Origin of the sequence: Streptomyces sp. IMTB 2501 (assembly GCF_001953885.1) — a bacterium.
GTDB lineage: Bacteria > Actinomycetota > Actinomycetes > Streptomycetales > Streptomycetaceae > Streptomyces.
This window is the reverse complement of the sequence record NZ_MQUS01000024.1, coordinates 138915-150789: the sequence shown is the minus strand read 5'-3', so window position 1 is coordinate 150789 and position 11875 is coordinate 138915. Positions and strand designations below refer to the sequence as shown.

Sequence of the window (11875 nt, the reverse complement as noted above, 5' to 3'; positions counted from 1 at the left end):
TAGGGGTCGGTGGGCGGGTAGGTCCGTCCCACGAAGGACTGGTCGAGCGCCATGGCCCGGCACCTCCTGATCTTTGCTGTGCTGGCCCCAAATTAGCCGGATCCCGGCCGGGAATTGCGCGGGGGACGGGTGGCCGGCCAGTGGTTGAGCCGGTGACCGCCCAGCGAGTGAGCCGGTGAAACGACGCGAGGCCGTCCCCCCGGAAGGGGACGGCCTCGCGTACGAGCCTGTTTATCGCGTCTCGCGGTGCGCGGTGTGCGCGTTGCAACGCGGGCAGTGCTTCTTCATCTCAAGACGGTCCGGGTTGTTACGCCGGTTCTTCTTGGTGATGTAGTTCCGCTCCTTGCACTCCACGCAGGCCAGCGTGATCTTCGGGCGGACGTCGGTGGCAGCCACGTGAGTGCTCCTAAGACGAACGGATGGACTGATTCAACGCAAAAAAGAGTAGCCGATCGAAGGACCGACCCCGCAATCGGCTACTGTCAGTAGCGGTGACCGGACTTGAACCGGTGACACAGCGATTATGAGCCGCTTGCTCTACCGACTGAGCTACACCGCTGCGATGCGATCGTGCCCCGCCTTTCGACGGGGACCTCTCACACCAGAGCCCCAAAACGGAATCGAACCGTTGACCTTCTCCTTACCATGGAGACGCTCTGCCGACTGAGCTATTGGGGCGAGCGATGAAGACATTACACGGTCCGCCGCCGTTCACCCAAATCCGTATCCGGCCGCCCTCCACACCTCCCATCCCGGCCCTCGCAACGGCCTCATGAGCCGCAGCGGTGGCCGCCGACGGCCGCGGGAGAGGCGGCCGGGCCGCTCAGGGAGCGGGGCGTGTACGTCGCTCGCCGGGAGCCGAACGCCGAGCATCGAGCACGCGGTGCGAGGAACGGGCACGCGCGCGTGGGCGCCGTCGGGAGGGGCGGGGCCACGCGGGCGCGGGTGGGCGCCATAGATGCGAGCCGGAGCGGCTCGGGTGGACGTCATGGAGATGGGCCGGAGCCACGCGGGTGGGCGACAGATGTACCGCCAAGGGCGGACCACACCGGTACGACTATTGCGCTCCTGCGCGCCCCACGCGGCTCGCCACCCTAGGCTCGACTCACTCAGCGTGATCTTCGGGCGCCCGCGCCCCGGTCCCTGACGCGGGGGCCCGCCCGAGCCCCCGGCACCGACCCTGGAGCGCGATGCCCGACAGCCAGCCGCAACCCCACCCGCCGTCGAACTCCTCGGGATCCTCGGGACAGTCCGACCCGGCCGCCCTGCTGTTGTGCGGGGCGCGGCTCACCGACGGCCGGACCGTGGACGTACGGCTGGGAGGCGGACGCATCGAGGCGGTGGGCACGGCGGGCAGTCTGGCCCCGGGCCCGGCCCGGTCGGGCGCCACGCGCGTGGACCTGAGCGGCTACCTGCTCCTGCCGGCCCCCGCCGAACCGCACGCCCACGGTGACACCGCACTGTCCGCCGAGCGCCCCGGCCCGGTGTCGTACGCCCCGGAGGACGTGCAGCGCCGGGCGACGGAGGCGGCTCTGCTGCAGCTCGGGCACGGGGCGACGGCGGTACGCGCGCACGTGCGCGTGGGCGATGTCCAGGGGCTCGGCGCGCTGGGCGCCGTCCTGCACGCCCGGCGCTCGCTGCGGGGGCTCTCGGAGCTGACGACGGTGGCGATGCCGCGGCTGCTGACCGGCGCGGCGGGGGCCGACGGGCTGGCGATGCTGCGCGACGCGGTCAAGATGGGCGCCTCCGTGGTCGGCGGCTGCCCCGACCTGGATCCCGATCCCACGGGCTACGTCGAGGCCGTCCTGGATGTGGCCTCGGAACACGGCTGCCCCGTGGACCTGCACACGGATGCCTCCGACCCGGCCCGGTTGTCCCGGCTCGCGGCCATGGCGGGCGGCTTGCGCCCCGGCGTGACGATCGGGCCGTGCGCCGGTATCACGCGCCTGCCCGCCGAGGCCGCGTCACGTGCCGTGGACCAGCTGGCGGCGGCCGGCGTGACGGTCGTGTGCCTGCCCCAGGGGGGCTGCTGCGGCGCCGACCGCCGGGGCACCGCTCCGGTGCGGCTGCTGCGCTCGGCCGGGGTGCGCGTGGCGGCCGGCAGCGGCGCGCTGCGCGACGCCTCGAACCCCGTCGGCCGCGGCGACCCCCTGGAGGCCGCCTACCTCCTCGCCTCCGCCCACGGCCTGCGTCCCGAGGACGCCTACGAGGCCGTGAGCGGCTCAGCCCGCTCGGTGTTGGGCCTGCCGGAGGTACGCGTGGAGGCGGGCTTCCCCGCCGACCTCCTGGCCGTGCGCGGCGACCGCCTGCCCGGCGCCCTGTCCCTGGCCTACAGCCGGATCGTGGTCCACCGGGGCCGGGTGGTGGCGCGTACGAGCGCGGTGCGGGAGTACTGCAACTCGGCGGTCTCGGTGGAACTCGGATTGCCGCGGCAGGGGCGGGGCGAGTTGTCGTGAGGTGGCCGAGGCTGTCGTGAGGTGGTCCTGGGCCCGGTGAGGGGCTCGGCAGCCGTAAGCCCGCCCTGGCGCATGGTTGCGTTCGTGCGCCTCGCGCGCGCCCCTTGGCCCGCGCCACGCGTGTGACCGCGCGCCGGGCGCGTTCTGGTGCAGGTGAGCCCGGCGCGCTCCGGCCATGCCGGTTAACTCGTGCGGCGGATGCGCCCCTTCCGGCGTACGGTCGGAATCATGCGCATTGTCATTGCTGGTGGTCATGGTCAGATCGCGCTGCGGTTGGAGCGTCTGCTCTCCGCGCGCGGGGACGAGGTCGCGGGGATCATCCGCAAGTCCGAGCAGGGCGACGATCTGCGGGCGGCCGGTGCCGAACCGGTCCTGCTCGACCTGGAGTCCGCCTCGGTGGAGGAGGTCGCGGCGCACCTTCAGGGCGCCGACGCAGCGGTCTTCGCGGCCGGCGCGGGCCCGGGCAGCGGAGTGGGTCGCAAGGAAACGGTGGACAGGGGCGCGGCGGTGCTGTTCGCGGACGCGGCCGTCCGCGCGGGGGTGCGCCGTTTCGTGGTCGTGTCCTCGATGGGCGCCGATCCCGCGCATCAGGGCGGCGAGATCTTCGACGCGTACCTGCGCGCCAAGGGCGAGGCGGACGCGTATGTCACCCGTCAGGAGGCCCTGGACTGGACGATCCTGCGCCCCGGCTCGCTCATGGACGACGCGGGCACCGGTCTGGTCCGTCTGGAGGCGCACACCGGGCGCGGTGCGATCCCGCGGGACGATGTGGCGGCCGTCCTGGCGGAGTTGGTGGACACCCCGGCGACGACCGGCCTGACGCTGGAGCTGATCAGCGGATCGACGCCGGTGTCGGTCGCGGTGAAGTCGGTGGCCGGGAACTGAGGGCGGCCACCAGCCGTTGAACGGTCACCAGCCGTAGAACGATCAGGCTCGCCACCAACCCCTGCAGCACACCCGCTGTCACCTCGTCAGTTCTCGCACTCCCGCATCCCGCACCCCCCGGCATGCCTCAACCCCGCGGCTCAGAACAGAGGCAGCTGCCCGGGAAACTCCGGTACGGCGTACCCGTCCAACGCCGGCTGGACAGCCCCGAGTTGCGCCTGTCGTCGCGATCCGGCGCAGGAGACGAGTCCGCCGTTCTCCCGCGCCCCGGGCGGGTCGTGCCGCGCGAAGCGGCCCGCGACGACGGCGATGTCACGGCGGCACACGGGACAGGTTCTGCGTCGGGAGGACATGCCGCCAGTGTGCCCGCACCGAGACGGCTGCGACACCGCCGTCAGGTGCGGGTCTCTGCCTCCCAGCGATCGGGCCCCACCCCGCGCCAGTCGATCAGCGGCGAGTCGGCCACCTGCTCCGGCTCGATCTCCAGCCCCGCCCGGCGCAGGAACTCCACCAGGTCCCCCACGCTGTGCGCCAGGCCGAGGATCTCGCCGTCCACCCGGACCCGGCGGCCGCCGGTCGGGGACGGCAGCTGCACGATGATGGGTCGCTTCCCGGCCATGGCTCCAGCATCGTCCCGACCACCCGGGCCCGCACCCGGACCGGTCGTTCCAGAAACCCCGGCACGGTGTCGGGGCGCCGCAACAGGCACACGGAGACGCCCCCTTCGGCATATCCGCCTTCGGCCCGCGCCCGGTCGGCCTCGGAGGATCCCGGCGCCCCCGCCACTGAGACGCAGGTCACATTCACCGCTGTCACAGCACACGGGGCTGTTCGGTCTAAGAGGCGTAGCCATCGGACAACGAACGCAGGAGCACACCGTGGAAGCTCGTCTGAACGTCATGGTCAGCCCGGTCGCCGCCAAGGCCTTCAAGCACATCATCGCCGCGGGCAAGGCGCTCTCGGAATCCACCGTGCCGGCCTCGACGCGTGAACTGATGATGCTGCGCGCCAGCCAGATCAACGGCTGCGCCGGATGCATCGACATGCACACCAAGGAGGCCGCCGCGGCCGGGGAGACCGCGGTGCGCCTCCACCTGGTCGCCGCCTGGAGGGAGGCCAAGGTCTTCACCGACGCCGAGCGCGCCGCGCTGGAACTGACGGAGCAGGGCACCCGCATCGCGGACGCGGCCGGCGGCGTCCCGGACGAGGTCTGGGCCAACGCGGCCAAGTACTACGACGAGGAACAGCTCGCCGACCTGGTGACACAGATCGCCGTCATCAACGCCTTCAACCGCGGAAACGTCATCACCCAGCAGCCCGCCGGCGACTACGAGGCCGGCATGGCCGCCAAGTTCCACTGACGGTCCGCAACGACGAGAGCCCCGTGATCTGCTCTCACAGATCACGGGGCTCTCGTTCCCGTGTGGCGGCGCCAGGATTCGAACCTGGGAAGGCTGAGCCGGCAGATTTACAGTCTGCTCCCTTTGGCCGCTCGGGCACACCGCCGGGTCGGCCACCAGATCGAACCGCTCTGCGGCGGTGCTCCCTGGCGACGTCGTAAACAATACCCGATAGACGGGGGTGCTTCGCCACCCGGTTGATCTCCACCCCTTGGCTCGTGAGGTGACTAGGCTGGTGCGGATGCGGCCCGACGTCAGGCCGGGCCCGGCGGCCGCCGCGCGCACGCCGGCACGCACCCGATTCACACCCCGATACAAGGAGCCACAGGACATGGCCGACTCCAGTTTCGACATCGTCTCGAAGGTCGAGCGGCAGGAGGTCGACAACGCCCTCAACCAGGCCGCCAAGGAGATCTCGCAGCGCTACGACTTCAAGGGCGTGGGCGCCTCGATCTCGTGGTCCGGTGACAAGATCCTCATGGAGGCGAACTCCGAGGACCGGGTGAAGGCTGTCCTCGACGTCTTCCAGTCCAAGCTGATCAAGCGCGGTATCTCACTGAAGGCCCTGGACGCGGGTGAGCCGCAGCTGTCCGGCAAGGAGTACAAGATCTTCGCGTCGATCGAGGAAGGCATCTCCCAGGAGAACGCGAAGAAGGTGGCGAAGATCATCCGCGACGAGGGTCCGAAGGGCGTGAAGGCCCAGGTCCAGGGCGACGAGCTGCGCGTCTCCTCCAAGAGCCGGGACGATCTGCAGGCTGTGATCGCGCTGTTGAAGGGCAAGGACTTCGACTTCGCGCTGCAGTACGTGAACTACCGGTAAAAGACCGGAAGGACATCGGCAAGAGGCACGAGGCAAGAAGGGTGGGCACCCCCGAGCGGTGCCCACCCTTCCGTGCTGTCGGCTCCGTGCTGCTGACTCCGTACCGTCGACGCCGCGTTCAGTCGCGTGAGTTGCCGAACAGGATGCGGTAGACGATCAGCAGTACCAGGGAGCCGCCGATGGCCGCGGCCCAGGTGGCGCCGTCGTAGAAGTTCTTGGTGATCGGGTGGTGCAGCCAACGCGCCGAGATCCAGCCGCCGATGAACGCGCCCGCGATGCCGATGAGAGTCGTGCCGATGAAGCCGCCGGGGTCGCGGCCCGGCAGGAGGAACTTGGCGATGGCTCCGGCCAGCAGTCCCAGGATGATCCAAGCGATGATGCTCATGCCGTGAACCTGCCCTTCCGCGCTGTGTCCGCACTGTCCGACCGCTGAAAATCCGGTGAGGACTCGCTGTCCACGCGCGCGTGTTCGTGCCGTGTCGATGAAGAGGACGCCACGGGTCCACCACACGGTTGCCGTGCTCAGTAGGGTGCGGCGCATGACACCTTCCGGTACCGAACTGCGCCGGACCCTCGGTGTGCGGGACGCCGTGGTCGTCGGTCTCGGATCCATGGTCGGGGCCGGTGTCTTCTCGGCCCTGGGACCCGCCGCCCGTGCGGCCGGAACGGGGCTTCTGCCCGGACTGGCGCTCGCGGCCGTGGTGGCCTACTGCAACGCCATGTCCTCGGCCCGTCTCGCGGCCCGCTATCCGGCCTCCGGCGGGACGTACGTGTACGGACGGGAGCGGCTGGGCCCCTTCTGGGGGTACCTCGCGGGCTGGGCGTTCGTGGTCGGCAAGACGGCGTCCTGTGCGGCCATGGCGCTCACTGTGGGCGCGTACATCTGGCCGGGGCAGGCGCACGCGGTGGCGGTCGCGGCCGTGGTGGCCCTGACCGCCGTGAACTACGGCGGCATCCAGAAGTCGGCGTGGCTGACGCGCGTGATCGTGGCGGTGGTGCTGGCCGTGCTCGCGGCCGTGGTGGTCGTGTGCCTGGCCTCCGGGCGGGTGGCCGCCGGGCGGCTGGACATCGGGCTGTCGTCGGGAGCGGGCGGGGCGCTCCAGGCGGCGGGGCTGCTGTTCTTCGCGTTCGCCGGGTACGCGCGGATCGCGACCCTCGGTGAAGAAGTACGGAATCCGGCGCGCACGATTCCCCGTGCGATCCCGCTGGCTCTGGGGATCACACTTGTGGTGTACGCGTGCGTGGCCGTCGCGGTGCTCGGTGTCCTCGGCGCGGACCGGCTCGGGCAGGCGACGGCTCCGCTGGCCGACGCGGTACGCGCGGCCGGCATGCCGGGGCTCGTGCCCGTGGTGCGGGCCGGTGCAGCGGTGGCGGCCCTCGGCTCGCTGCTCGCGCTGATCCTCGGCGTTTCCCGTACGACACTCGCCATGGCCCGGGACGGGCATCTGCCGGGGATGCTGGCGGCCGTGCACCCCCGCTTCAAGGTGCCGCACCGGGCCGAACTGGCCGTGGGCGTGGTGGTCGCCGTACTGGCCGCGACGGTGGACGTACGCGGCGCGATCGGCTTCTCCTCCTTCGGCGTGCTCGCCTACTACGCCGTCGCCAACGCCTCCGCCTGGACCCTCAGCCCTGCCCCGGCGGCCAGCATGGTCCCCGTGATGGGCCTGCTGGGCTGCGCCACCCTGGGCCCACGGCCACACGCGCGTCCCCCGTCGTCCGCAGGGCCGGTGTGCTCAGCGGGTCGCGAACGGCTGGTCCGTGGGGACGATCTCGCGGCCCAGCGGCAGCAGGGAGACCGGGATCAGCTTGAAGTTGGCGATGCCGAACGGGATGCCGATGATCGTGATGCACAGGGCGATACCGGTGACGACATGCGCGATCGCCAGCCACCAGCCGGCCAGGATCAGCCACAGCACGTTGCCGATGCAGGAGGGCGCGCCCGCGTCCCGGCGCTCGACCGTGGTGTACCCGAAGGGCCACAGGGCGTAGACGCCGATGCGGAAGGCGGCTATCCCGAAGGGGATGCCGATGATCGTGATGCACAGCAGGACGCCGGCGAACAGGTAGCCCAGGAACAGCCAGAAGCCGCTCAGGATGAGCCAAATGACGTTCAGGATGGTCTTCACTGGTAGCGACCTGCCATCTTCTCTAGCCGGGCGATGCGGTCCGCCATCGGCGGGTGTGTGGAAAACATCTTGGTCAGTCCCTGGCCCCCGCGGAAAGGGTTCGCGATCATCATGTGGCTGGCGGTCTCGATCCGGGGCTCGGGGGGCAGCGGGAGCTGCTGGGTGCCGACTTCCAGCTTGCGCAGGGCACTGGCGAGGGCCAGCGGGTCGCCGGTGAGCTGAGCGCCGGAGGCGTCCGCCTCGTACTCCCGAGAGCGGCTGATGGCCAGCTGGATGAGGCTGGCGGCGAGCGGGCCTAGGATCATGATCAGGAGCATGCCGAGCAGGCCGGGGCCGTCGTCGTCGTCCGAGCGGCCGATCGGGATGAGCCAGGCGAAGTTCACCAGGAACATGATCACCGAGGCGAGCGCGCCGGCGACCGAGGAGATGAGGATGTCCCGGTTGTAGACATGGCTGAGCTCGTGGCCGATGACGCCGCGCAGCTCTCGCTCGTCCAGCAGACGCAGGATGCCCTCGGTGCAGCACACCGCGGCGTTGCGCGGGTTGCGGCCCGTGGCGAAGGCGTTGGGGGCCTCGGTGGGCGAGATGTACAGCCTGGGCATGGGCTGGCGGGCCTGCGTGGACAGCTCGCGGACCATGCGGTAGAGCGCCGGGGCCTCGAACTCGCTGACCGGGCGGGCGCGCATCGCGCGGAGTGCCAGCTTGTCGCTGTTCCAGTACGCGTACGCGTTTGTACCCAGGGCGATCAGGACCGCGACGATCAGCCCCATGCGGCCGAAGAAGCTGCCGATGACAATGATGAGTGCGGACAGTCCCCCGAGGAGTACTGCGGTCCTGAGCCCGTTGTGCCGGCGGTGCACCGTGCGCCCTCCAAGTCGTGCAGCTGGGGAACACTTTGGTCCAGTGGACCCTCCCGCTTGTGACAACGCCAGGCGACGGCCACGAGTTCCCTGTCACCTGCGCGAGCACCGATCGGCCGTACGGGTGACGTGCTCGTTCACGCGGACGCGCGCGTAACGGGGCGGATGCGCCACGCGCGCGGGGCGGCTTCTCCCAGCCGTCCGGTGTCCCTCTCGGAACGATCCGGCAGCCGTCTCAGAACAGGCCTGTGGCCGCGAAGCGAAGGACCAGCTGGGGCGCTCCGGACAGGGCGACGCCGAGGACGCCGGTGAGGGCGAGGGCTGCGGTGAGCGGGGCCGGGACGCGGTGCCGGGCCGGTTCGCCCTCGGGGGCGCGGAACAGCAGGGCCGTCCACTGCAGGTAGTAGAACAGGGCGATCACCACGTTCACGGCCATGACGACGGCGAGCCAGCCGAGGCCCGCGTCGACGGCCGCCGAGAACACCGTGACCTTGGCGAACAGCCCGATGACGCCCGGCGGCAGCCCAGCCAGACACAGCAGGAAGAACGCCAGCAGGAGCGCGGTGAGCGGGTTGGTGGCGTACAGGCCCCGGTAGTCGCTGATCCGGTTCAGGGCCCGGCTGCGGCCCACCAGGGCGGCCACCGCGAACGCGCCGAGGTTCACGGCGGCGTACATCAGCGCGTAGGCCACCGTGGAGCCGATCGCCTTCTGCGGGTCCTTGGCGTAGCCGGCGGCGGCGATCGGCACCAGCAGGTAGCCGGCCTGGCCGACGGAGGACCAGGCGAGCAGCCGTACGGCGCTGTACGCGCGCGTGGCCTGCTGGCGCAGCGCACCGACGTTGCCGACGGTCATGGTGAGGGCCGCCAGGGCGGCAAGCGCGGGACCCCACACGGCGGCGTACGAGGGGAACGCGACGACGGTGACGAGGATCAGGCCGGAGAAGCCGACCGCCTTGCCGACGACCGACAGATAGGCGGCGACGGGCAGTGGCGCGCCCACGTAGGTGTCGGGCACCCAGAAGTGGAAGGGGACGGCGGCCGTCTTGAAGGCGAAGCCGACGAGGGTGAGGACGACGCCCGCCTGGGCGAGCGTGTGCAGCTGGCCGTCGACGTGCGGGAGGCGCTGGGCGACCTGGGTGAGGTAGAGGGTGCCGGTGGCGGCGTAGACGAAGCTGATGCCCATCAGGCTGACCGCGGTGGCGGTCACCGAGGACAGGAAGAACTTCAGGGCGGCCTCGGAGGACCGTTTGTCGCCGTGCCGGATGCCGACGAGGGCGAAGGCGGGCAGAGAGGCGACCTCCAGGGCGACGATCAGGGTGGCCAGGTCGCGGGAGGCTGGCAGCAGCGCGGCACCGGCCGCGGAGGACAGCAGCAGGAACCAGAACTCGCCCGGCGGCACGCGCCGCTCGTCGTCCTTGAGGTTCGTGACGGACAGCAGGGCGGCGAGCAGGGCGCCGCCGAGGACGAGGAACTGGATGACGAGCGCGAAGTGGTCGGCGGTGTAGCTGCACGCGCGCGTGGCGCCGTTCACGCAGAAGGTGCTGCGGTCGCCGTTCAGGAGGGGCAGGAGCATCAGTGCGGCCACGGCCAGTCCGGCGACCGAGATCCAGCCCAGGACGGCCTTGCGGACCTCGGGCAGGAACAGATCGGCGACCAGGACGACGAGTCCCACGGCGGCGGCGATGGTCGGCGGGGAGACGGCGAGCCAGTCGACGGACTGGACGAGCGACTCGGCGACGGGCTGGACGCTCATCGGGTGCCTCCTGCGAGGAGCTGGTGCACGGCCGGGTCGGTCAGGCCGAGCAGCGCCCTCGGCCACAGTCCGGCGACGACGGTGAGGGCGACGAGCGGGGTCCAGGCGGCGAACTCGTAGCCGTGGACGTCCGCGAACTTCGGGACTTCCTGTTCCACGCCGCCCATGCAGACGCGGCGGACCACGATCAGCATGTAGGCGGCCGTCAGCAGGGTGCCGAACGCGCCGATCGCCATGAAGGTGAGGTATGCGGGCCGGCTGAGGTCGGCGGCGGGCTTGAACGCGCCGAACAGGGCCAGCATCTCCCCCCAGAACCCGGCGAGGCCCGGCAGGCCGAGCGAGGCGACGGCGCCGAAGGCGAGCAGCCCGCCGAGGCGGGGCGCCTTGCCGTACAGCGCGGCGCCGGTCTCCTCGGCCAGGGAGTCGAGGTCGGTCGTGCCGGTGCGGTCCTTCAGCGCGCCGACCAGGAAGAACAGCAGGCCGGTGATGAGGCCGTGGGCGATGTTGGCGAACAGGGCGCCGTTGACGCCGGTCGGGGTCATGGTGGCGATGCCCAGCAGGACGAAGCCCATGTGACCGACGGAGGAGTAGGCGATCAGCCGTTTGAGGTCGCCCTTCGCGCCCCGTTTGGCCAGGGCCAGGCAGGCCAGGGACCCGTAGATGATCCCGACCACGGCGAACGCGGCGAGGTACGGCGCGAAGGTGTGGAAGCCGTGGGGCGCGATCGGCAGCAGAATCCGGACGAACCCATACGTACCCATCTTCAGCAGGACGCCGGCCAGCAGGACCGAGCCAACGGTCGGCGCGGCGGTGTGGGCGTCCGGCAGCCAGCTGTGCAGCGGCCACATCGGCGCCTTCACCGCGAGCCCGATCCCGATCGCCAGAACGGCGATGACCTGCACGGATGCGGTCAGCGACCGGCCGTTGTCAGTGGCGAGTGCCACCATGTCGAACGTGCCCGCCTTGATTCCGATCAGGAGCAGGCCGAGCAGCATGACGACGGAGCCGAGCAGCGTGAACAGGATGAACTTCCACGCGGCCCGGGTCCGGCCCTCGCCGCCCCAGCGGGCGATGAGGAAGTACATCGGGATGAGCACCATCTCGAAGGCGAGGAAGAACAGCAGCAGGTCGAGGACGGCGAAGGTCGCGAGGGTGCCGGACTCGAGCAGGAGCAGCAGCGCGACGAAAGCCTTCGGGGAGCCGCCCGCGGGCGGCTTGAAGTAGGAGTACAGCGCGCAGAGGAAGGTCAGCAGCGCGGTCAGGACCAGAAGGGGGAGGGAGATGCCGTCGATGCCGAGGTGGATCCGCACGTCGAGCGCGGGGATCCAGCTGATGTCGGTCGTGGCCTGCATCTTCGACGGATGGTCGTGGTCGAAGCCGAGCGCGAGGACGATCGCGGCGATGAGGATCGCGCCGGTCACGGTCACGCCGTGCCGCAGCACGGCCTGCTCGGGCGACTTCCCCTTCAGTCCCGGCGGGGCCGGCAGGAGGGCGGCGACGGCGCCGAGGAGCGGGCCGGCGACGACGAACGCCAGAAGGAACTGCATCACGGACTCGTTGATATCGATCACGCCT

12 protein-coding genes, 3 tRNA genes and 1 pseudogene are annotated in these 11875 nt (G+C 70.8%); 5 read left to right on the top strand and 11 right to left on the bottom strand.

Annotated elements, in window-relative coordinates:
* Positions 1-231 precede the first annotated feature (231 nt).
* From rpmG to AV521_RS33415, 3 genes are all read right to left on the bottom strand, one after another.
* Positions 232-396, bottom strand: a complete 165-nt coding sequence (gene rpmG, locus AV521_RS33425) for a 50S ribosomal protein L33 (protein WP_003948671.1) — start codon at positions 394-396, stop codon at positions 232-234.
* Between the two features lie 90 nt (positions 397-486).
* Positions 487-559: transfer RNA gene (locus AV521_RS33420), tRNA-Met, on the bottom strand.
* Between the two features lie 46 nt (positions 560-605).
* A tRNA-Thr gene (locus AV521_RS33415) sits at positions 606-678 on the bottom strand.
* A 512-nt stretch (positions 679-1190) separates the two neighbouring features.
* Here AV521_RS33415 and AV521_RS33410 point away from each other — a divergent pair.
* Positions 1191-2456 carry an amidohydrolase family protein gene (locus AV521_RS33410; protein ID WP_076093783.1) on the top strand — a complete coding sequence of 422 codons (1266 nt, stop codon included), beginning with the start codon at positions 1191-1193 and terminating at the stop codon, positions 2454-2456.
* A gap of 228 nt (positions 2457-2684) precedes the next feature.
* Positions 2685-3341, top strand: a complete 657-nt coding sequence (locus tag AV521_RS33405) for an SDR family oxidoreductase (protein WP_076093827.1) — start codon at positions 2685-2687, stop codon at positions 3339-3341.
* Between the two features lie 140 nt (positions 3342-3481).
* On the opposite strand, the gene AV521_RS33400 is transcribed toward AV521_RS33405, so the two are convergent.
* Together AV521_RS33400 and AV521_RS33395 are read right to left on the bottom strand one after the other, a co-directional pair.
* Positions 3482-3694 carry a hypothetical protein gene (locus AV521_RS33400; RefSeq protein ID WP_076093781.1) on the bottom strand — a complete coding sequence of 71 codons (213 nt, stop codon included), beginning with the start codon at positions 3692-3694 and terminating at the stop codon, positions 3482-3484.
* 41 nt (positions 3695-3735) lie between these two features.
* Entirely contained in the window at positions 3736-3960 is a 225-nt protein-coding gene (locus AV521_RS33395) for a hypothetical protein (protein WP_179023570.1), read from the bottom strand.
* Between the two features lie 259 nt (positions 3961-4219).
* Between AV521_RS33395 and AV521_RS33390 the strand changes: the two genes are divergently transcribed.
* A complete protein-coding gene (locus AV521_RS33390; RefSeq protein WP_076093779.1) occupies positions 4220-4702 on the top strand; it encodes a carboxymuconolactone decarboxylase family protein in 483 nt (160 codons plus the stop codon).
* Positions 4703-4765: 63 nt separating this feature from the next.
* Here AV521_RS33390 and AV521_RS33385 read toward each other — a convergent pair.
* Positions 4766-4847, bottom strand: a tRNA-Tyr gene (locus AV521_RS33385).
* A gap of 225 nt (positions 4848-5072) precedes the next feature.
* On the opposite strand from AV521_RS33385, the gene AV521_RS33380 reads away from it, so the two are divergent.
* On the top strand, positions 5073-5561 hold the full coding sequence (locus AV521_RS33380; RefSeq protein WP_076093778.1) for a YajQ family cyclic di-GMP-binding protein: 489 nt from the start codon (positions 5073-5075) through the stop codon (positions 5559-5561).
* Between the two features lie 118 nt (positions 5562-5679).
* Here the strand turns inward: AV521_RS33380 and AV521_RS33375 are convergent, their stop codons facing one another.
* On the bottom strand, positions 5680-5946 hold the full coding sequence (locus AV521_RS33375) for a GlsB/YeaQ/YmgE family stress response membrane protein (RefSeq protein WP_076093776.1): 267 nt from the start codon (positions 5944-5946) through the stop codon (positions 5680-5682).
* A 154-nt stretch (positions 5947-6100) separates the two neighbouring features.
* Here AV521_RS33375 and AV521_RS33370 point away from each other — a divergent pair.
* A pseudogene (locus tag AV521_RS33370) lies at positions 6101-7247 on the top strand (APC family permease); the annotation flags it as partial.
* 47 nt (positions 7248-7294) lie between these two features.
* Here the strand turns inward: AV521_RS33370 and AV521_RS33365 are convergent.
* The 4 genes from AV521_RS33365 to AV521_RS33350 form a co-directional block, all read right to left on the bottom strand.
* The gene (locus tag AV521_RS33365) at positions 7295-7687 is read right to left on the bottom strand and encodes a YccF domain-containing protein (RefSeq protein ID WP_076093824.1); all 393 of its coding nucleotides are present in this window, start codon (positions 7685-7687) and stop codon (positions 7295-7297) included.
* The gene (htpX, locus tag AV521_RS33360; RefSeq protein ID WP_076093774.1) at positions 7684-8547 is read right to left on the bottom strand and encodes a zinc metalloprotease HtpX; all 864 of its coding nucleotides are present in this window, start codon (positions 8545-8547) and stop codon (positions 7684-7686) included. Before htpX ends, AV521_RS33365 begins: the two co-directional genes overlap by 4 nt.
* 235 nt (positions 8548-8782) lie before the next feature.
* On the bottom strand, positions 8783-10300 hold the full coding sequence (locus tag AV521_RS33355) for an NADH-quinone oxidoreductase subunit N (RefSeq protein ID WP_076093772.1): 1518 nt from the start codon (positions 10298-10300) through the stop codon (positions 8783-8785).
* Positions 10297-11871, bottom strand: a complete 1575-nt coding sequence (locus AV521_RS33350) for an NADH-quinone oxidoreductase subunit M (RefSeq protein ID WP_076093770.1) — start codon at positions 11869-11871, stop codon at positions 10297-10299. Before AV521_RS33350 ends, AV521_RS33355 begins: the two co-directional genes overlap by 4 nt.
* Between the last annotated feature and the right edge of the window lie 4 nt (positions 11872-11875).